This window comes from Kitasatospora dryopteridis (assembly GCF_050749075.1).
In the GTDB taxonomy this organism is placed as follows: Bacteria; Actinomycetota; Actinomycetes; order Streptomycetales; family Streptomycetaceae; genus Kitasatospora.
Genome location: NZ_CP192749.1, coordinates 264760 through 281439, shown reverse-complemented (window position 1 = coordinate 281439; position 16680 = coordinate 264760). Strand labels below are relative to the sequence as shown.

Annotated in this window: 20 protein-coding genes; 13 read left to right on the top strand and 7 right to left on the bottom strand. The window is 72.8% G+C overall.

What is annotated here, in order from left to right:
• The first annotated feature begins 149 nt into the window (after positions 1-149).
• From ACQ614_RS01240 to ACQ614_RS01230, 3 genes are all read left to right on the top strand, one after another.
• The gene (locus ACQ614_RS01240; protein WP_431676207.1) at positions 150-473 is read left to right on the top strand and encodes a putative quinol monooxygenase; all 324 of its coding nucleotides are present in this window, start codon (positions 150-152) and stop codon (positions 471-473) included.
• 621 nt (positions 474-1094) lie between these two features.
• On the top strand, positions 1095-2051 hold the full coding sequence (locus ACQ614_RS01235) for a GlxA family transcriptional regulator (RefSeq protein ID WP_431676206.1): 957 nt from the start codon (positions 1095-1097) through the stop codon (positions 2049-2051).
• A 148-nt stretch (positions 2052-2199) separates the two neighbouring features.
• Positions 2200-2451, top strand: coding sequence for a hypothetical protein (locus tag ACQ614_RS01230; RefSeq protein ID WP_431676204.1), 252 nt, complete (start codon positions 2200-2202; stop codon positions 2449-2451).
• 413 nt (positions 2452-2864) lie between these two features.
• On the opposite strand, the gene ACQ614_RS01225 is transcribed toward ACQ614_RS01230, so the two are convergent.
• Positions 2865-3128, bottom strand: a complete 264-nt coding sequence (locus ACQ614_RS01225; protein WP_431676202.1) for a hypothetical protein — start codon at positions 3126-3128, stop codon at positions 2865-2867.
• Positions 3103-3798 (bottom strand): hypothetical protein, encoded by a 696-nt coding sequence (locus ACQ614_RS01220; protein WP_431676201.1) that lies wholly within the window; start codon positions 3796-3798, stop codon positions 3103-3105. The genes ACQ614_RS01225 and ACQ614_RS01220 overlap by 26 nt, the downstream gene beginning before the upstream one ends.
• 108 nt (positions 3799-3906) lie before the next feature.
• Here ACQ614_RS01220 and ACQ614_RS01215 point away from each other — a divergent pair, with 108 nt between their 5' ends.
• From ACQ614_RS01215 to ACQ614_RS01200, 4 genes are all read left to right on the top strand, one after another.
• Complete coding sequence (locus tag ACQ614_RS01215; protein ID WP_431676200.1) at positions 3907-4341, top strand: Hsp20/alpha crystallin family protein; 435 nt, start codon at positions 3907-3909, stop codon at positions 4339-4341.
• Between the two features lie 131 nt (positions 4342-4472).
• A complete protein-coding gene (locus ACQ614_RS01210; RefSeq protein WP_431676199.1) occupies positions 4473-4856 on the top strand; it encodes an STAS domain-containing protein in 384 nt (127 codons plus the stop codon).
• The gene (locus ACQ614_RS01205; protein WP_431676198.1) at positions 4807-5211 is read left to right on the top strand and encodes a DUF2267 domain-containing protein; all 405 of its coding nucleotides are present in this window, start codon (positions 4807-4809) and stop codon (positions 5209-5211) included. The genes ACQ614_RS01210 and ACQ614_RS01205 overlap by 50 nt, the downstream gene beginning before the upstream one ends.
• A 58-nt stretch (positions 5212-5269) precedes the next feature.
• The gene (locus tag ACQ614_RS01200; RefSeq protein ID WP_431676197.1) at positions 5270-5668 is read left to right on the top strand and encodes a DUF2267 domain-containing protein; all 399 of its coding nucleotides are present in this window, start codon (positions 5270-5272) and stop codon (positions 5666-5668) included.
• Positions 5669-6045: 377 nt separating this feature from the next.
• On the opposite strand, the gene ACQ614_RS01195 is transcribed toward ACQ614_RS01200, so the two are convergent.
• The gene (locus tag ACQ614_RS01195; protein WP_431676195.1) at positions 6046-6204 is read right to left on the bottom strand and encodes a hypothetical protein; all 159 of its coding nucleotides are present in this window, start codon (positions 6202-6204) and stop codon (positions 6046-6048) included.
• A gap of 698 nt (positions 6205-6902) precedes the next feature.
• Here ACQ614_RS01195 and ACQ614_RS01190 point away from each other — a divergent pair.
• Positions 6903-7226 (top strand): MerR family transcriptional regulator, encoded by a 324-nt coding sequence (locus tag ACQ614_RS01190; protein ID WP_431683801.1) that lies wholly within the window; start codon positions 6903-6905, stop codon positions 7224-7226.
• A gap of 1026 nt (positions 7227-8252) precedes the next feature.
• On the opposite strand, the gene ACQ614_RS01185 is transcribed toward ACQ614_RS01190, so the two are convergent.
• Entirely contained in the window at positions 8253-9389 is a 1137-nt protein-coding gene (locus ACQ614_RS01185) for an LUD domain-containing protein (RefSeq protein ID WP_431676194.1), read from the bottom strand.
• 152 nt (positions 9390-9541) lie between these two features.
• Between ACQ614_RS01185 and sigJ the strand changes: the two genes are divergently transcribed.
• Positions 9542-10492 carry an RNA polymerase sigma factor SigJ gene (sigJ, locus tag ACQ614_RS01180; RefSeq protein ID WP_431676192.1) on the top strand — a complete coding sequence of 317 codons (951 nt, stop codon included), beginning with the start codon at positions 9542-9544 and terminating at the stop codon, positions 10490-10492.
• 458 nt (positions 10493-10950) lie between these two features.
• Here sigJ and ACQ614_RS01175 read toward each other — a convergent pair whose 3' ends face one another.
• Positions 10951-11487, bottom strand: coding sequence for a hypothetical protein (locus ACQ614_RS01175; RefSeq protein WP_431676190.1), 537 nt, complete (start codon positions 11485-11487; stop codon positions 10951-10953).
• Positions 11488-11668: 181 nt separating this feature from the next.
• Positions 11669-12229 carry a hemerythrin domain-containing protein gene (locus tag ACQ614_RS01170; protein ID WP_431676189.1) on the bottom strand — a complete coding sequence of 187 codons (561 nt, stop codon included), beginning with the start codon at positions 12227-12229 and terminating at the stop codon, positions 11669-11671.
• Between the two features lie 698 nt (positions 12230-12927).
• On the opposite strand from ACQ614_RS01170, the gene ACQ614_RS01165 reads away from it, so the two are divergent.
• The 4 genes from ACQ614_RS01165 to ACQ614_RS01150 all read left to right on the top strand — a co-directional run bounded on the left by ACQ614_RS01165 (position 12928) and on the right by ACQ614_RS01150 (position 15437).
• Complete coding sequence (locus ACQ614_RS01165) at positions 12928-13290, top strand: helix-turn-helix transcriptional regulator (protein ID WP_431676187.1); 363 nt, start codon at positions 12928-12930, stop codon at positions 13288-13290.
• A 111-nt stretch (positions 13291-13401) separates the two neighbouring features.
• Positions 13402-14076, top strand: coding sequence for a DUF6296 family protein (locus ACQ614_RS01160; RefSeq protein WP_431676186.1), 675 nt, complete (start codon positions 13402-13404; stop codon positions 14074-14076).
• Between the two features lie 543 nt (positions 14077-14619).
• Positions 14620-15012, top strand: a complete 393-nt coding sequence (locus ACQ614_RS01155) for a hypothetical protein (RefSeq protein ID WP_431676185.1) — start codon at positions 14620-14622, stop codon at positions 15010-15012.
• Between the two features lie 146 nt (positions 15013-15158).
• Positions 15159-15437 carry a DUF4235 domain-containing protein gene (locus tag ACQ614_RS01150; protein ID WP_431676184.1) on the top strand — a complete coding sequence of 93 codons (279 nt, stop codon included), beginning with the start codon at positions 15159-15161 and terminating at the stop codon, positions 15435-15437.
• Between the two features lie 53 nt (positions 15438-15490).
• Here the strand turns inward: ACQ614_RS01150 and ACQ614_RS01145 are convergent, their stop codons facing one another.
• Positions 15491-16498, bottom strand: a complete 1008-nt coding sequence (locus ACQ614_RS01145; RefSeq protein ID WP_431676183.1) for a YihY/virulence factor BrkB family protein — start codon at positions 16496-16498, stop codon at positions 15491-15493.
• Between the last annotated feature and the right edge of the window lie 182 nt (positions 16499-16680).

Here is a 16680-nt window from a genome sequence, read left to right as displayed (position 1 = left end):
GTCCAAGACCGGTACCGAAATCCTCATGTCGGAAACGGTCAGGAATCCGGCGGATCCGCCACTGACTGGAGCCCCCCGGCCGCTCATACGGTGATCACATCACACGGCGGCACCACACCGCACCCACCCCACACTTCGAGGAACACACCATGACCAACGCCCTTGTCCCCGGGACCACCCGCATCGGCCTGCTCGCCCGTATCGAGGCCAAGCCGGACCACGTCCGCGACGTCGAGGAACTGCTCACCGGAGCCCTCGTTCTCGCCCGGGAAGAGGCCGGCACCACCCTCTGGTTCGCGCTGCGCCTGGGCCCCACCACGTTCGGCATCTTCGACGCCTTCGGCACCGAGGAGGACCGCACCGCGCACCTGCAGGGCCGGATCGCGTCGGCGCTCATGGAGCACGCCCCCAAGCTGCTCGCCGAGGCCCCCGAGATCCTGCCCGTCGAGGTCCTGGCCGCGAAGCTCCCGTAGCCCGCCCGCACCCGTTAGCACCCGAGGAAGCGCATGAACTTCGTAGCGGGACGGGTGGCGCGGTCACCGGCAGGTGATCGAACGCGATCGCGTGGAATCTCCGGTCCGGCTCGCGGTGGGTACGCCTACCCGCCTTGCGGAAGGGCGTCTGCCGGCTGCGGAACCGGGCGATCGACGGCACCTGGGAGCGGGACTTCACCGCCCTGCCCGCCCGGGCCGACGCCGAGGACGACCTGAACGGGTCGTCGGCGTGAACTCGATCGTCGTCCGTACCCACCAGAACGCCGGCCGGGACCCGCAGGAAGGGGCCCCGGCCGGCGAGCCCGCCCGCCACACCATCGGATGCTCCCGCGGCGGGCTGACCCCAAAGATCCACTTGACCGCGCGGACGGCCGCTGCCGACCGCTGTGCTTCCATCTCACGCCCGGCCAGGCCATGGACGCGCCCGCCTTCGATCGCGTCGTGGCCGCCGTTCGGGCACCCAGGCCCATCGGCCTGCCCCGAACCCGGCCCGCCACGCTCCTCGCCGGCCGGGCGCTCCCGGCCGAACAGTGATCGACTCAGGGACCGTCAGCCCACCACCGCAGTGGCGGATACGGCGCATCCCTTACCGTTTCCGCCATGAAGATCTCAGTACTGGTCGCCGACGGAGCCTTCGACTCCGGCCTCGCCGCAGTGCTCGACGTCCTGCAGACGGCCAACGAACTGCGGGACGAGCTGCCGATGCCCCCGCCGCCCTGGCGGGTGACGTGCATCAACCCGCGCGGCCCAGTCCGCACGGCCGCCGGCCACCTGGTGGAAGCCGTGTCCCCCGCAGCCGCCGGGCCACCCGACGTCCTGGTCGTGCCCGGCGCCGGGCCGAAGCAGGCGGATCCGCTCGTGCAGTGGATGGGCTCGCCCGCCCAGCGGGCCGTACGCGACGTGGTGCGTCAGGCACGCGCCGACGGGGTGCCACTGGCCGCCGCCTGTACGGGCACCTTCGTTCTCGCCGAGAGCGGTGTACTGGACGGGCTGCCCGCCACCACCAGCTGGTGGCTGGCCCCCGCCTTCCGGCAGCGCTACCCCCGGGTGGCCCTGGACGAGAGCCATCTGCTGACCCACGCACCGGGCATCACCACGGCCGGGGCGGCGATGGCCCACCTCGACCTCGCCCTCTCGCTGGTCAGGGACGGCAGCCCTGCACTGGCCGAGCTGACGGCGCGCTACCTGGTGATCGACACCCGCCCGAACCAGGCCGCCTACGCCGTCCCCAGCCATCTCGCCCGCACCGACCCGATGGTCAGCGCCTTCGAACGCTGGGTGCGTGAGCATCTCGACCGGCCCCTGCGGATCGCCGACGCGGCCCGGGCGGTCGGCGCGAGCGAGCGCACCCTGCAGCGTGCCGTCGACCGCGTGCTGGGCATGTCACCGCTGAAGTTCGCCCAGTCCATCCGTCTCGAGCAAGCGGCTCACCTGTTGCGCACCACCGACCTGCCGACGGACGCGGTGGCCCGGCGCGTGGGGTACGAGAACGCCACCACGCTCGCCACCCTGCTGCGCGAACGACTGGGGATGACACCCGGTCAGCTCCGCTGTTAGGCCGCGCCCTGGCGCCGACCGGAGGCGGGCGAACCGACGCATCATTCGGACGTGGGGCCGCAATACACGTCTTTCGGCGCTGGCCGAGCAGCCGGATCGGAAGGCATCGTCGTTTCCAGCGCCCAGCACTCAGCCGGCCCGCAGCCGAGTGCGCCACGGGCAGACGTCCTGCGCGGACTACGGCTGCCCCCGCAATGGTTGCCGCCAGGCGGCCCTGCTGGCCCGCCGGCGCCGCGACAGCGACCGCGTCCCGGCCCTCACCGCCCGCGTCGACCCCACCCTCGCGGCGACCCGGGCCGCCGTCCTCGTCCGCCGCGGCATGTCCGCCCAGGACATCGCCGACACCTCCGGCACCCTCATCCGCCGCCTGCTGCCACATCCGGGCGGCGTCCCGCCCTGATCGCCCGCAGTACCGCCGGGGCCGTCCTCGGCATCCCCTGCCCCGGCGCGACCAGCCGCCGGCCTCCGGCCGGGGCCACCGGCGCAGGGCAGGCGGCTGCAGTCCTCACGGGACTCGCGGCGCAGGGCAGGCCCGCCACCTGTCTCGCCCCGCGCCTGGACACGAGCGCCGCGACCGTCGCTGCCGTTCGCGGCGGCTCCCGCCGCCGGATCTCCGTCGCCCTCGACCTGCGCATCCGACACCTGCGGCCGTGCCTGGCGGGCACGACCCGGCCGCCCAGGGCATCCGGGCTTCGGATGCGGCCTGTACCCGTGCCTGGGCGCTGCGCGGCCGCGCGCCCGGACCGTGGCTGCCTCCCCGCTGCACTTCTGGCCGGCAGTCCGGATAACTGCACCGGGGGAGAGGAGCGCCCGTCACCGGGCCACCGTGGGGGGACGCACCGGTTGTTGCGGCGTGATGGGCGGAGGGTCCGCGGGTGTGGGCAAGCGGTGTGGGGGCCAGGGCTCGTGGGCCAGGTCGTTGCGTAGGGCGTCGAGTCTGGCCAGGCAGGTGTCGATGGTGGCGATGGCGGTGCTGCTCTGTTCCTGGATGCGGCGTTCGATGGCGGCGAGCCGGTTCTCGATGTGCTGCCAGCGTTCTTCGGTGGTGGTGTCAGGTGCGTTGTTGGTCGCTGTCATGGCGGAGGCGGTCGGTGCGGTGGGTGAGGGTGTCGAGGCGGGTGGTGAGGTCGGGGTGGGTGGCGCCGAGGTGGGGGCGCATGTCGGTGAGGGGCGCTATCAGGTCGGCCGGGTCGGGGGCGGCGAGGGCGGCGGTGAGTGCAGTCAGCGCCGGGCGGGCTGTGGGCGGGAGGTCGGGCGCGGCGACGACCTGGGCGGCGAGGACGCGCAGGTCGGCGGCGTTGTCGCGGGCCCAGGCGGTGACGGCGCGGTCGGCGGCCCGGCGGTCGCGTACCGCTTTGACGCGCTCCGCTCCGGTCGCAGCGTTTTCGGGTCTGCTGCCGGTGGGCCTGAGGCGGAGGTAGCGGTTCTCGGCGGCCTGGCGGCTGGCGACGCCCATGGGCTGGGCGAGGTCGGCCCAGGTGGCTCCGCCGGCGCGGGCGGTCTCCACCAGGCCCGCCTCCCAGCCGGCGAGTTCGGTGCGCAGTTCGCGCAGCAGCACCAGCGCCGCCAGGGCCGGTGCCGGGCCCTCGTCCGGTGCACCGGCGCCGGACCGGTTGGTGGGACCGGGGTTCTGGGCGGTGCGGACGGCGTCGTCGATGGCGGCGAGCGCGGCGGCTGCGGCGAGGAAGGACGCCGGTCCCGTGGGTGGGCCGCCGCCTGTGGTGGGCGCGTCGGACCGCTTTCCCATGGTGTCACTCCTTCGGCGACTCGTGGGTTTGTCATCGGATGGATGACATGTTAGAACGGATGCAGGTGAAGCGCACTGGCACCCATCGATCAGTGGAGGTGTTTCGCGATGCTGATGCGCACTGACCCGTTCCGCGAGCTGGACCGTCTGACCCAGCAGTTCCTGGGCACCACGGGCACGTGGTCGCGCCCGACGCCGATGCCGTTGGACGCCTACCGCGCAGGCGACGAGTACGTGATCTGCTTCGACCTGCCCGGCGTCGACCCGGAGGCGATCGACATCGACGTCGAGCGGAACATGCTGACCGTCAAGGCCGAGCGCCGCCCCCGCCGCGAGGGCGAGGACGTGAAGTGGGAGCTGTCCGAGCGCCCGCTCGGCGTGTTCTCCCGCCAGGTCATGCTCTCCGACACCCTCGACCCCGCGGGGATCAGCGCCGACTACGACGCCGGCGTGCTGACGCTGAAGATCCCGGTCGCGGAGAAGGCCAAGCCGCGAAAGATCGCGATCAGCCACAGCGGCAGCCGCAAGCAGATCCAGGCCTGACCCACCAGGCCGCCCCGGACGCCGGTGCACCCGCAAGGTCTCTCCCCCCGCCCACGCGGGGCACCGGCACCCACGGCCCACACCACGCCGGAACCGCCGGGCGCTGCGCAGCCGGTGGAGGTGGACACGCCATGCACGACACCACCCCTGCCATTGTGGCGGCGCGCGGGGACATCGACCTCGCCACCGCCCCGCGGCTGCGCCGCGTCCTGGCGCGGGCGCTGAAGACCCATCGGGACGTCGTGCTCGACCTGTCGGAGGTGACGTTCATCGACTGCGCGGGCCTGGGTGCGCTCGTCGAGGCCCGCAACCTGGCCGGCCGCCGGGGTGGGCGGCTCGTTCTGCGGGGAGCCGGCCCGTGTGTGGTCAGGCTGATCCGCCTCACCGGCCTCGGCGGGTACTTGGCCGTGGAACGCAGGCCCGCCGTCGACGCGGCAGCTTGCTCGGAACAAGGAGAGACCTGTGGTGACTCTTCGATGGGAAGCGTTCCTGGACCGGGTACGGGAGCGCGGTGAGTACGACACTCCCGAGGAGGCCGAGCGGGCGGCCCGTGTCGTGCTGGCCCTGCTCGGCGCACACCTGGTCGGCGATGTGCGCGCGGAGCTGGCCGCACGCCTGCCCGAGACCCTCGCTCTGATCCTGCTCAACCCGCTGCAGGCCGCAGAACCGCTCAGCCCCGACAGGTTCGTTCGGGCCACGGCCGCCTGGATCGAGGGCGCCACCGAACACACCGCGCTGTGGGACATCGGCGCGGTCCTCAGTACCGCGGCCGACGCCGCCGGCGACGACCTCACCGAACGCGTCCTGCTCCAACTGCCACCCGGCTACGACCTCCTGTTCGGCCGCCCCCAGCCCGGCCACCGCCCCTGAACCGCCGTACGCCCGTCGCCCTACCCGCGGCGGCGCCCACTCCCGGAAGGCCACCGCCATGACCCGGCACCGCCGCCTCCTCCAGCAGGTCCGCACCCTCGGCCGCTACAGCGACGACGAGGAGGCCCAGCGCGTCCTCGACACCGTTCTGGCCGTCCTCGGCTCCCAGCTCACCGGCGAGGAGCGCTGCGACCTCGCCGCCACCCTGCCGGACAAGGCCCGCGCCGTCTTCGCCTCGCAGCTCCCGCTGCCCGAGCCGGTCGCCGCCCCGGCCTTCGTCGAAGCCGTCGCCCGCGCCCTGCACACCAGCCTCGCCTGCGCCCGCTGGGACACCTCCTCCGTCCTGACCGCCCTCGCCGACCTGGCCGGCCACGAACTGACCGACCGCCTGCTCGGCCGGCTGCCCCGCGGCTACGCGCTGCTGTTCGGCCGTGCCGACCTCACCATCGCGGCTTGACCCGGGACGGCACTACCGGCGTCGGCCACCCGGTCGCACAGCGTGGCAAGGGGACCGGCGCCGGGCCGCTCTATCCGGCCCACGTCGGCCTCCGCCCGCCGACCGACAGGGACCACTACCGTCCCCGCCGGATACCCGGGTTCGAGCCCGGAGCCACGGTGGTGCGCCGCGACATCCACGCGGGCAAGGTGTGGTCGCCCAGCCCTGCCGGGCGCTCGCAGACACCGGCACCCGTGCTGGAGCTCACCTGCTGGCCGGGCACCCGCTACCTCGCCCCGACCCACCAGGGCGAGCGCGCTGCGCACCGGCCACGACACCGAGGCGCAAGACCGGCCTGAACGTCTGTCGGGCAGATCCGCGAGCATGTTCCGGCAGGGTCACCTCTGCCCGTGGGCGCCGGGTGGGAGGGCGGTGTCAAGGGTGTCGCGCAGGGCGTACAGGTCAGAGATGGTGGCCAGCTCGGCGAAGCGGGTCAGCAGCCGCCGGATGGTGCGGTCGTCACCGTCGCGGACGGCCTCGGTGATCGCCTCGATCAAGGCTGCCTGCCCGTCCCGGACCGTCTCTGGTACCACGGGCGCCGGGTGTTCCACTGCCGCCTCCCTGCGCGGTGTCGCTCGTCACTTCGGGCCCGCGGCGGTGGCCAGGGTGCGCCGCCGCCGCGCAGCGGAAGACTACCTGCCTCTACGGCGCGGCAAAATCTGTTCCCGCCGGAGTAGACATTGCCAGTGGGCGGAGTTAATGTTTCTCTCGTAGGCAGAAGTCGGCGATACCGGCCAGACACGAACTGGCCGGAGTTGTTGGACAGAAGTTCGTACTACGGTCCGGCAGCGGAGTTCCGAAGCCAAGTAAGTACAGGACAGGCGACGGGACTGGCTGCCGGACCCGGCGGCCGCGGGTATCAGGGTCGCCACCAGCGGTACCCAGCAGTACGGAAGTGACAGCCAGTACGGAGGACGAACGGAGGGCACAAACGCCATCAGGATCGCCCGGCGCGAGAACACTCGCCCGGGCGGACACCGCAGACCCCAACGCAAGGACGGTGGTTTCCGGTCACGCATACGCGATCCCCGCACACCCCCATCCCCGGGGCGATGCGGAAGTAAAAGGACCGGCCCAGGCCGGAAGATGGTGATGTTTCCCCTTCGGGGCCCCGGAGCCGACACGGCGCCGGGGCCCCTCGACGCGTTCTCCCAAGAACCAGAGAGGTGCAGTGACGACCACGACCGGCCCCGACATGCCCGACAAACTCGACGACGACGACTACCCCGCCTACACCATGGGCCGCGCCGCCGAGATGACCGGCACCACCCCCGCCTTCCTACGAGCCCTCGGCGAACACCGCCTCATCACCCCACTGCGCTCCGAAGGCGGACACCGCCGCTACTCCCGCTACCAACTGCGCATCGCCATGCGTGCCCGCGACCTCGTCGACCAGGGCACCCCCATCGAAGCCGCCTGCCGCATCATCATCCTCGAAGACCAACTCCAGGAGGCCCTGCGCATCAACGAACAGCTCCGCCGTTCCCAGCCCGGCCAGGAGCCGGCAGCCGACACCTGACCTGCCCGCCCGACCGGCTGACGGGGCGGGTCCGCGGTGAGCGGCACGTGCTCACCGCAGGCCGCCTCGGGAACAGGGACCAGCCCCGGCCGCCGGCCGCCACAGCGTCAGGGAACTCGGCGCCTGCAACTGCGCCGTCTCCGCCCCGGCCCTTCGACGATCCCGCCCGCGCGTGGTGCTCCTGCGCCAGCAGGCGGTCGGAGGCCAGTGCCGTCGTGGTCACCCTGGGGGCCGCATGGCCGGGCGCCTGCTGCACGTCGGCCCCAGGCCCGGCAGGCGGGCTCGTTCCAAGCGGTGCGGACGGCGGTGCACCGGGGCGATGCCCGACCTCGACCGCATCACAAGAACACCCGTTGACTGGGGCGTGCCTCCTACGAGCGGCCCGATCACAGGCGGCTTGGGCGGCCGACCGGCGTTCGGTGTGCAGGGCCGGGCGGCCGGTACCGCGGGTGCCCCTCGTCGGTCGGCCGCTCGATCAGGGCATCTCCCCGCCGTGCGGGTGGCAGCAGCCGAGCAAGGCAGTCCGGGCCCGTCGAAGTCGTCCAGGAGCTGTCAATGCGCATGGCGCTGGCGGCCTGCCGCTCGGCCTCCCGCAGGTGGGCCGTCTCGGCCCGCTGCTCGTCGGTCAGCTCGGCGTCCACCCCGCTGGGCGGGTGCGCAGGTGGTCACAGTGGGCGGCGCGGGCCGCGCGCAGCGCCGCCTCCTCCGCGAGGAGCTCGGGCGGGAATTCGATCGTCTGTTCGTTCTTCGGCGCGATGCCATCGTATGACCCTTCCTTGCTCGGGCCCGCGCCGCCTGCCGGACCCTGTCCGTGAGGGCACAGCACCACCCGGCCGGCGACAGAGGGCTGCCCGGCGCGCTCCAGACCCAAGTCGAGGACCTCTTCGCCGACATCGAGGCCTTCTTCTCGGCCCACGGCGCCCGCTGAGACAGCGCACTGCGCCGGTCCGTAAGCCGGGGGGCGGATGTCGGGCCCCGATACGGTTCGCCGTCCGCCCCGCGGCGGCCTCACCGCCGCCCGGGATGTCAGAATCCGATGGCCTCGCGCAGCAGCAGGACAGTGCCGCGCCCGGGCTGCGGCTCGGCCTTGAGGACGAGCAGACGGTTGACCGCGCTCGGCTGCCCGTAGACCGCCTGGGCGCGCGCGGTTTCCAGCGGGAGGGCGTGCTCCTCGACCCGGCGCAGTGCGGTGCTCAGGTCGGGCACCACCTTCTGCGCCCCGACGATCCAGATCGCCTTTGCGGCGCCGCCTGCGGAGGCGGGCAGCTGGCTGCCGCTGCCCGAGGCGATGACGAGCGCGCCGGTCTCGGTCACGGCCGCGACGCTGGCGACGAAGACGTCCGGGGCGGCCACCAGCCGGCGGATCCGGTCGAACTCGGTGGCGCGGTCCATCTTCAGCACGCGTGGCCGGACGGCCTGGTAGCGGTCGCCCTCCTCGATGTCCTGCGCGATGCCGGAGAGCCGAAGCGTCTCGCTGGCCCCGGTGAACACGCCCGCGCCCTCCGGTATCAGTTCCTTGACGCGGGCGCGGGCCGCCGCGGCGTCGTCGAGCAGTTCGGCGGTGAAGCCGTTCGCCCGCAGCGCCGCGACCGCTCGGTCCAACCGCTCGGCGGACGCCGGTGCGCCGAAGTCGTCGGCCGCACCGGTGGCCGACGCGTCCGCCTCAGCGGCCTCCGAGGCCAGGCCGACGTCCCGGGCCTCACCGGAGCCGTGCGGCTGGGCGTCGGGGACGGGCGCGGAACCCCGCAGCGGGGTCGTGTCGACGTACCTGACCTCGTAGACCCGCTCGGTGAACTTCCAACCCTCCGGCGTCCGCCGGTAGCTGTCGTGGTAGACGGCAAAGTTCAGGCCCGAGCGGCCGTCGAGCACCCGCGCGATCTCCTGCATGTAGGTGCGGCCCGTGGCCGTGTCGCCGTCGAGACGGATCGTGCCCGGGTGGCTGTTCTGCACGAAGAAGTCCCACTGGGCCTGCAGGCGTTCGCCTCCGGTCCGGATCTCCTCGCGGCCGACGAACTCGACCGGGATGTTGGGCATGCGCAGCACGCCGTCGGGGGTGAACAGCGCGGCGAGGCGGGCACGGTCGCGCATCATCGCCGCGTCGGTGAACTCGCCGCGCAGCGCCTCGATCTCGACGCGGTCGGCGATCTCCTGGAAGTCGTTCATGTCCGGCGTCCTGTCCTGTGGCTGGTGTGTTGCTCTTCACCCAGTCCGACAACGCAGCCCCGCCGAATGTGAGGCGAGCCGCCGACCTCACATTCCGCCGCTCTGATTTGTCGTAATGGAGAGGGACCGCGAACGAGGGAGCCGGAGAGAGCATGACCACCCCGTGGGAACAGTCACAGCGGCAGGCGGAGGAGCAACGCGACCCGGGCCTGGGCGCGATCATGGGCGAGCGGCGACAGCTGCTCAATCTCGCCTACCGGCTGCTCGGGTCCCTGGCCGACGCGGAGGACGTCGTCCAGGAGACCTACACCCGTTGGTACGCGATGTCCCGGGCGCAGCAGGAGGCCGTCGAGTCCCCGGGTGCCTGGCTGACGACGGTGGCCAGCCGTATCTGTCTGAACCTGCTCGGCTCGGCGCGCAGCCGACGGGAGACCTACGTCGGGGAGTGGATCCCGGAGCCGCTGCCCGACCCGGCCGAGTGGATAGCCGGGGCGGCGGGCGGCGCCGGCGGGGACCCGGCCGACCGGATCACCCTCGACGAGTCGGTGACCATGGCCTTCCTGGTCGTGTTCGAGTCGTTGACCCCGGCCGAGCGCGTCGCGTTCGTGTTGCACGACATCTTCCGCTACCCGTTCGCCGAGGTGGCCGAGATCATCGGCCGCAGCCCGGCGGCGTGCCGTCAGCTGGCGTCCTCGGCCCGCCGTCGCATCGCCGCGCGGGCGGAGGCGAGCCCGGACGCGGCCCGGCAGGCAAGCGTCGTCCGGCGGTTCAAGGCGGCCTGGGAGGCGCAGGACATCGAGGCCCTGCTCGGCCTCCTCGACCCGGGCGCCACCGCGATCTCCGACGGTGGCGGCCGCGCCATCGCCCACCTGCTGCCGATCGAGGGCGCGGAGCAGATCGCCCGCCTCTATCTCGCGATCGCCCGGCTCGCGCCGCCCCGAACGATCCTCGAGCGCACCGTCAACGGGCTGCCGGGCCTGGTAATCGAGTCGGAGGGCCGGATCGAGACGGTGTTCGCGTTCGAGCTCGCCGAGGACGACCGGATCACGCACATCTGGGCGGTGCGCAACCCGGACAAGCTCCAGCCGTGGCAGCTGTCCTGACCGTCCTCTGCCGCGGGTGCCGCCCCGGCGCCCTCGGAGCCGGCACCCGCACCCGCGCGCCGTCCGCCGGCCGACGGGGGTCTGACGTTCTCCGGCGGCACCCGAACCGGCGCTCTTGGACCACCGGCCGGCCTCACCGACGCCGTGCGCGGACCCCGCCACCCACATTCGGACGACCACGATCGATCCGGCCGACACCTCGCCCGGACCCAGGTGTTGGACCGGGCGGCGACCCGCTCCCGCCACGCCCAGGGACCCATCGTGCGACTGCTGCTCGCCGCCGCCACCAGCAGCCCCGCCGCCGCTGCGCACCGGGCAGCCGGGGAGTCCGTCACCACGACGCTGCACGAGGCGATCTGCCGGGGGCCGACGGGCACCGCACCGGCTACGTGCGCACCACCTTCCGGCACCGGATCGACGCGGACAAGGACGGCTGCGACACCCGCAAAAGGTGCTGATCAGGGAAGCGGGCTGGTCTCGGGGGTGAGCAGGGCCAGGAGCCGGTGGCGGTGCAGGGCCGCGACGGGTTCGAGCAGGTCGGGGTGGCGGAGCAGGGGAGCGGCGTCGGTGTCGCGCTGGGCGGGCAGGGTCAGGCGCCGCGGATCGCCGGCGATTCGGGGATGTTCGGTGGCCGCGAGGGCCTGGTGGGCGCGTGCGGCGAGTGCCGGGTCGGCGAGAAGGCAGGCGGCCCAGCTGACGACGGTTTCGTCGACCCAGGTGCGCCAGTCGGACTGCTCGGCGTGGGCGGGGTCGTCGGTGCCGGTGCCGGTGCCGGTGCCGGTGAGGTGGTCGAGGTGGTGGCTGCCGCCGGGGCCGAGGATGTGGAGGAGTTCGACGTCCAGCGCGGTGGGGTGACACAGCGCGGCGGCGACGGTGGTGGCCTGCCGAGCTTGGGCCTCGGCGGTCGCGCGGGCGAAGGCCCCCGGGGGTGGAGGGTAGGCGGTGAGCAGCCAGCGGGTGGAGGCGGCGATGACGGGGGTGAGGTCGGTGGGCATGCGGTGGTCCTCGGGGGCGTGCCGGCGACGGCCCCGGGGCGGCGCTGCCCCGGTGGTGGCTGGCCAGTGTAGGCAGCCGACCGGCGGGAGCGGCATGGCGCAGGTCACGGGGGGCCGGTCCGGGCGCGTGCCCGGGCGGGGATTCCTCCCGCTCGGGCACGCTGCCCGTCGCGGTTGCGGGTCAGGACTTGCCGCGGCCGGTGACGAAGTCGCGGGCCCGGTCGACGAGGCCGGCGCCGGGGGCGAGGAGTTTGCTGGCGGTGGGGCTGCTGGGCGCGGCGGGGTGGGGCCGGGTGGGGGCCATGGCCTTGGCCCGGCGAATCTTGTCTCCGAGGTCCTCGAGCATCTCCGCCGTACAGGCCTGCTCCATCATCGGGAACAGGTTGTTCTCCTCGTCGCGGACGTGGGCGGTGACCTCGTCCATGAGTTCCTGCAGCAGCGGCCGGAAGGAGGTGTCGCCGGTGTCCATGCCTTCGAGCTGCTTGAGGATCCGCTCGACCCGGCTGTGGTCGTCGATCTCCTTGTCCGCGATCCGGTCCCCGCCCGCGAGATGCTCGCGCACCGCCGGGTAGAGGTACTGCTCCTCGGCGACCGAGTGCCGCACCAGCTCGATCGTGACCTCGTCGACCATGTCCCGCAGCTCCTGGCCGCCGGTGCTCATGGCCTTGATCCGGCCGAACATCTCCTCGACCTCACGGTGGTCGGCCTTCAGTTCCGCGACGACGTTCCCGCCGTGTCCCATCCCGTTCACCTCCTGCGCGTGGGCGGGCCTGTCCCGCCCCCGGCCGACAGACGTTCCCGCTCCGTCCCGCATCCCCTGGCGGCGCGGGCTCTTCCACCCGAACGGCCCGTTCCCCGGCCGACCGCCGGCACCGGAGCGGAGAGTTACGGTGCGGCGAGCAGCGCTCCCGGCAGATGTTCGGAAGTGGGGACAGGTGATGCCCCGGAGCGGCCAGGTTGGAGTGCAACGCGTTGTTGAAGGGGAGCGGTGCCTGGGGATTCGGCTCCCCGGTGGTCCTGCTTCGTCCGGGCGGGAGGGTGTCTCCCCGGGGACCGCCGTCACGGCCTCGGTACGGAACGGGGAGGGGCATGGGGCGTGGCGTTGTGTCGGTCGGGCGTTGTGTCCGGTGGCCATGGGTTCCGGCTGGTGGCGTCGGCCGGCGCGTGGGGGGATGGCGTGTCCGGGGTCGCGCGCGGAGGTGGATCAGTCCGCAAAGTCCGGAGCCAGGGCGCTGGGCCCGCACTGTCGAACGGGTGGAGAATCGAGGAGGGGGCAGCGGTAGCCCATCATCGATCCCTGTTGTTCTCGATGCCGAGGGCCTCCCCGGTTGGTGCCGGGGTGGGCCCTCGGTGTCGGTTGCCCATGAGCCCGTCCCAGGGCCGGGAGTGGATTCAGGAATCAGGTATGGCGAAACCGGAATCCGGGTTCATACTTGTGGTATGCCGGACGAGCGGGAGCCTCGCGCGAGCTGGACGTTCCTGACGCACCACGCCCGCGTCCTGTCGATGATCTGGCGTAACCCGGAGGTGCGCCTGAGGGATCTTGCGGTGATGTGCGGGGTGACGGAGCGGGCCGTGCAGGCGATCGTCACCGATCTGGAGAGCGGCGGCTATCTGACCCGCACCCGGCACGGGCGCCGCAACCACTACCACGTCATCCGAGGCACGTTCTTCCGCCACCCGGCCGAGGCCAACCACGAGATCGCCGGGTTCCTCGACCTGTTCGCGGATCTCCCTCCGGGCTCTGACGGTGACCACACCCCCGGCACTCATCCCGGTGATCATGATGAACGGCACCCTTGACTCCAAACCCGGCTGTTCCCGAGATCTCTGGCACCCCTGGCGGCCGGGCCACTGCTGTCAGGCCGCAGGCGGCCGCGGCACTCCGGCCAGTCCGGCCCCTGTGCTGAGGCGGTGAGTTCGGTGGAAGACCCTCTCAGCTCCGCCCGGTACGACTACCGCGCCGATCACACTCGTGCCGTCCCACGGTTGCCGCAGGTAACCCTCACGACGGTCCCCGGGAGGGCCGTGATCGTCCACATCGAGGGCGAAGTCGACCAGGACACGCGCCGCACGCTGGAGGATGCTCTCGCGCGGGCGATCGGGAACCGCCCGCCAAGACTGGTCGTCGACCTGGCCGGCCTGTCCTTCTGCTACTCCGTCTGCCTCAACACCCTGCTCGCCGCCCGCCTGGACGCGAAGGCCGTCGGAGTGCAGATGGTGCTGGCCGCTGCAACCCCGCAGACCGTGCGGCTGTTGGAAATCACCGGCGCCGATGAGATCTTCACCGTCCGCGGCAGCGTCCGCGAGGCCCTGGCCGACGGCGCCGACAGGCCCATGGGTGAGGTGATCGCCATGGACATCCCCTCGCGCTACGCGGTGACCCTGCCGGGCGTGCCCGGTCGGCACGGCCCACCGGAGGTGGTCGTCGTCCGCGCCACCGGCGAGGTGACGATGCAGGGAGAGCCGGTGTACGCAGATGAGGCCGGCACCTTCCGGGTGGAGATCACCGGGGAGGTGGCCCGGCCGCTCGCGGAGCCGGCCGGGCCAGGTCGGCATACCTGCCTGCACGCCGTGCCGCTGCCCTGACGGCCCCGGACGGGGCTGACGATCCGTGCCACTGCTCGTCCTCGGTGTGTCCTGCGGACCAGGCCTGCGGCGGGGACGAGCAGCTTGTTGGCCGGCGAGGGGGCGGGGGCCGCCAGGTGCTGGACCGGCTTGACGGCCCGTGTCCGCATGGACGCAGGGGTACTGCGTACAAGCGACGGAATCATTCCGGGCTTCGGCCGGCGTCGGACAAGCCGGGGTGGTTCAGACGCCGTCGAGGTAGCGCCGCAGGGCCATGCTGCCCTTGGCCCAGCCGCTGGCCTGGCGGGCGGCGGTGGCGAGGCCGCGGCGCAGTGAGTGCCCGGACCACTGTCCGGTGAGGCCGACGGCGTCGGCCGGGTTGGCGACGATGTCGGCGGCGGCCTCAAAGGTCGGCGGCGGACAGCGATCGGAGCGATGCCAGGACCGTCGGAGCGTGGGGCCCGCTGCGGGTCAAGGCGCCGGTCAGGGTTGAGCGTCGACGGGGTGGACAGGCGCCGGGGGAGTTCGGCGGGGGGCCGGGCTTTGCGAACCGAGGTGATGATCATGACTGAGCGGCATGCGAAGTCGCACCCGTCCATGGAGGAGGGCGAGGCCAGCCGGATGGAGGGCGCCCATCACGGGTGGTCGGGCGATATCGACGAGGAGCACCAGGGGTCGAACGACAGTGCGCGCCGATCGTTCGACCCCGACACCTACGCGCCCGGGCCCGGACCGGGCCAGGAGCACGCCGAGGAGGAGGACCGGCCGGTACCCGGGGACACCGTGGAGAGCGACGGCCGCCGGGGCGAGGACACCGCCGGGAGTCCGGCAGCGTCGAAGCACCAGCACGACAAAGGGCCGCAGGGCCCGTCCGGCCGGCCGAGCGGCGGCCGCGACGCCGGCGCGCACACCGGCGTCGACCCGCAGGAACCCGACAGCCCCACGTCCGGGCACTGAACGCCCGGCCACAACGGCGCCCCGGCGCCGCGGAGTGCTGAGCCGGACATTCCGGTGACCGGCACCGACAGGCGGCGCGGCGCCGTCCGCGGACCGGGTCCGTGGACCGGTCGCGAACGGAAGCAGAAGAGGAAGAGGAGCGGGTCGTGAACGTTTCCCGGATTGTCTACAAGCCGGTGGGCATGATGGTGGGCGCCCTCGGCGGCGTGCTGGCGAGTGCCCTGTTCAAGCGCGTGTGGAGGGCCGCCGGGCACGAGGGCGACACCCCGAACGCGACGGACGAGGACCGTACCTGGCGCGAGGTGCTGCTGGCGGCGGCGCTGCAGGGCGCGGTGTTCGCGCTGGTGAAGGCCGCGCTCGACCGTGCCGGCGCGGTGGCTGTCGGCAAGGCCACGGGACACTGGCCCACCAGCAGCGACAGCTGAGCGGCCGATCGGCGCCGCGTACGAGGCGGCCGGGTCAGGTACCGGCGGCCGGGTCAGGTACCGCTGGAGCCGTCGTCCTCGTCCGGCCAGGTGCGGGTGTCGCGGGGTGCGACGTAGGGCTCCTCGCCGGAGGGCCGGCCGGTGCGGATGGCCTGTTCGCGGGCGAGTTCGGCGTCGAGTTCGAGGCCGAGGAGGATCGCGAGGTTGGTCAGCCACAGCCACACCAGGAAGACGACGACACCGGCCAGGGTGCCGTACGTCTTGTTGTAGGAGCCGAAGTTGGCCACGTAGGCGGCGAAGCCGGCGGACAGGGCGAGCCAGAGGAGTACGGCCAGCAGGCTGCCGGGCGAGGTCCAGCGCAGGCCGCGGCCGCGGACGTTCGGGGCCGCCCAGTACAGCAGGGCGATCATGAGCGCCACGAGGATCACGAGGACCGGCCACTTCGCGATCGCCCAGACCGTGAGCGCGGTGTCGCCCAGGCCGAGCAGGTTTCCGGCGCGCTCGGCGAGCCGGCCGGTGAAGACGACGATGACCGCGCAGGCGACGAGCAGGACCATGGTCAGGAGGGTCAGGCCGATCCGCAGCGGGGTCGTCTTCCACATCGGGCGGCCCTCGCGGATGTCGTAGACGGCATTGGCTGCGCGGATGAACGCGCCGATGTACCCGGACGCCGACCAGAGCGCGCCGGCGAGGCCCAGGACGGCGAGGAAGCCGCCCGCGGCGCGACCGGCCTGCAGTTGGGTGATCGCGCTGTGCAGGATGTCGCGGACGGACCCCGGTGCGAGCGCCTGCAGGTTGTCCAGCACGGTGTCCGTCGCGGAGGTGCCGGCGAGTGCGAGCACGGACACCAGCACCAGCAGGGCAGGGAAGATCGCCAGGATGCCGTAGTAGGTGAGGGCGGCGGCCCGGTCGGGGAGTTCGTCGGAGAGGAACTCGCGGCCGGTGCGTTTGAGGACCTGCCACCAGCCCCGGGCCGGAACCTCCAGCGGACTGTCCGGCCCTCCGTCAGGTGATGCCGAAGCCGCGGTCCGCTGCTCGCGCTCGCTGCGCTTGTCTGCCACGGGCTCGCGTGTTCCCGCTTCACAGGGCCTCAACCCCGTCCCGCCGGCGAGTCGGCAGCGATGCCTCCGGCACGCGCCCAATGGGTCGCCGTTCTGCGACCGCTGCGCACATGCAGGAGAGGCTGGGCGGATGCCGCCACTGCCTCAGCGAAGAGCGGGGGCGGCACCTCAATGCCGCGCTT

Coding starts and splice junctions, on each gene's coding strand:
- ACQ614_RS01240 (WP_431676207.1), top strand. CDS start 150: ATGACCAACGCCCTTGTCCCCGGGACCACCCGCATCGGCCTGCTCGCC.
- ACQ614_RS01235 (WP_431676206.1), top strand. CDS start 1,095: ATGAAGATCTCAGTACTGGTCGCCGACGGAGCCTTCGACTCCGGCCTC.
- ACQ614_RS01225 (WP_431676202.1), bottom strand. CDS start 3,128: ATGACAGCGACCAACAACGCACCTGACACCACCACCGAAGAACGCTGG.
- ACQ614_RS01220 (WP_431676201.1), bottom strand. CDS start 3,798: ATGGGAAAGCGGTCCGACGCGCCCACCACAGGCGGCGGCCCACCCACG.
- ACQ614_RS01215 (WP_431676200.1), top strand. CDS start 3,907: ATGCTGATGCGCACTGACCCGTTCCGCGAGCTGGACCGTCTGACCCAG.
- ACQ614_RS01210 (WP_431676199.1), top strand. CDS start 4,473: ATGCACGACACCACCCCTGCCATTGTGGCGGCGCGCGGGGACATCGAC.
- ACQ614_RS01200 (WP_431676197.1), top strand. CDS start 5,270: ATGACCCGGCACCGCCGCCTCCTCCAGCAGGTCCGCACCCTCGGCCGC.
- ACQ614_RS01190 (WP_431683801.1), top strand. CDS start 6,903: ATGCCCGACAAACTCGACGACGACGACTACCCCGCCTACACCATGGGC.
- ACQ614_RS01185 (WP_431676194.1), bottom strand. CDS start 9,389: ATGAACGACTTCCAGGAGATCGCCGACCGCGTCGAGATCGAGGCGCTG.
- sigJ (WP_431676192.1), top strand. CDS start 9,542: ATGACCACCCCGTGGGAACAGTCACAGCGGCAGGCGGAGGAGCAACGC.
- ACQ614_RS01175 (WP_431676190.1), bottom strand. CDS start 11,487: ATGCCCACCGACCTCACCCCCGTCATCGCCGCCTCCACCCGCTGGCTG.
- ACQ614_RS01170 (WP_431676189.1), bottom strand. CDS start 12,229: ATGGGACACGGCGGGAACGTCGTCGCGGAACTGAAGGCCGACCACCGT.
- ACQ614_RS01165 (WP_431676187.1), top strand. CDS start 12,928: ATGCCGGACGAGCGGGAGCCTCGCGCGAGCTGGACGTTCCTGACGCAC.
- ACQ614_RS01155 (WP_431676185.1), top strand. CDS start 14,620: ATGACTGAGCGGCATGCGAAGTCGCACCCGTCCATGGAGGAGGGCGAG.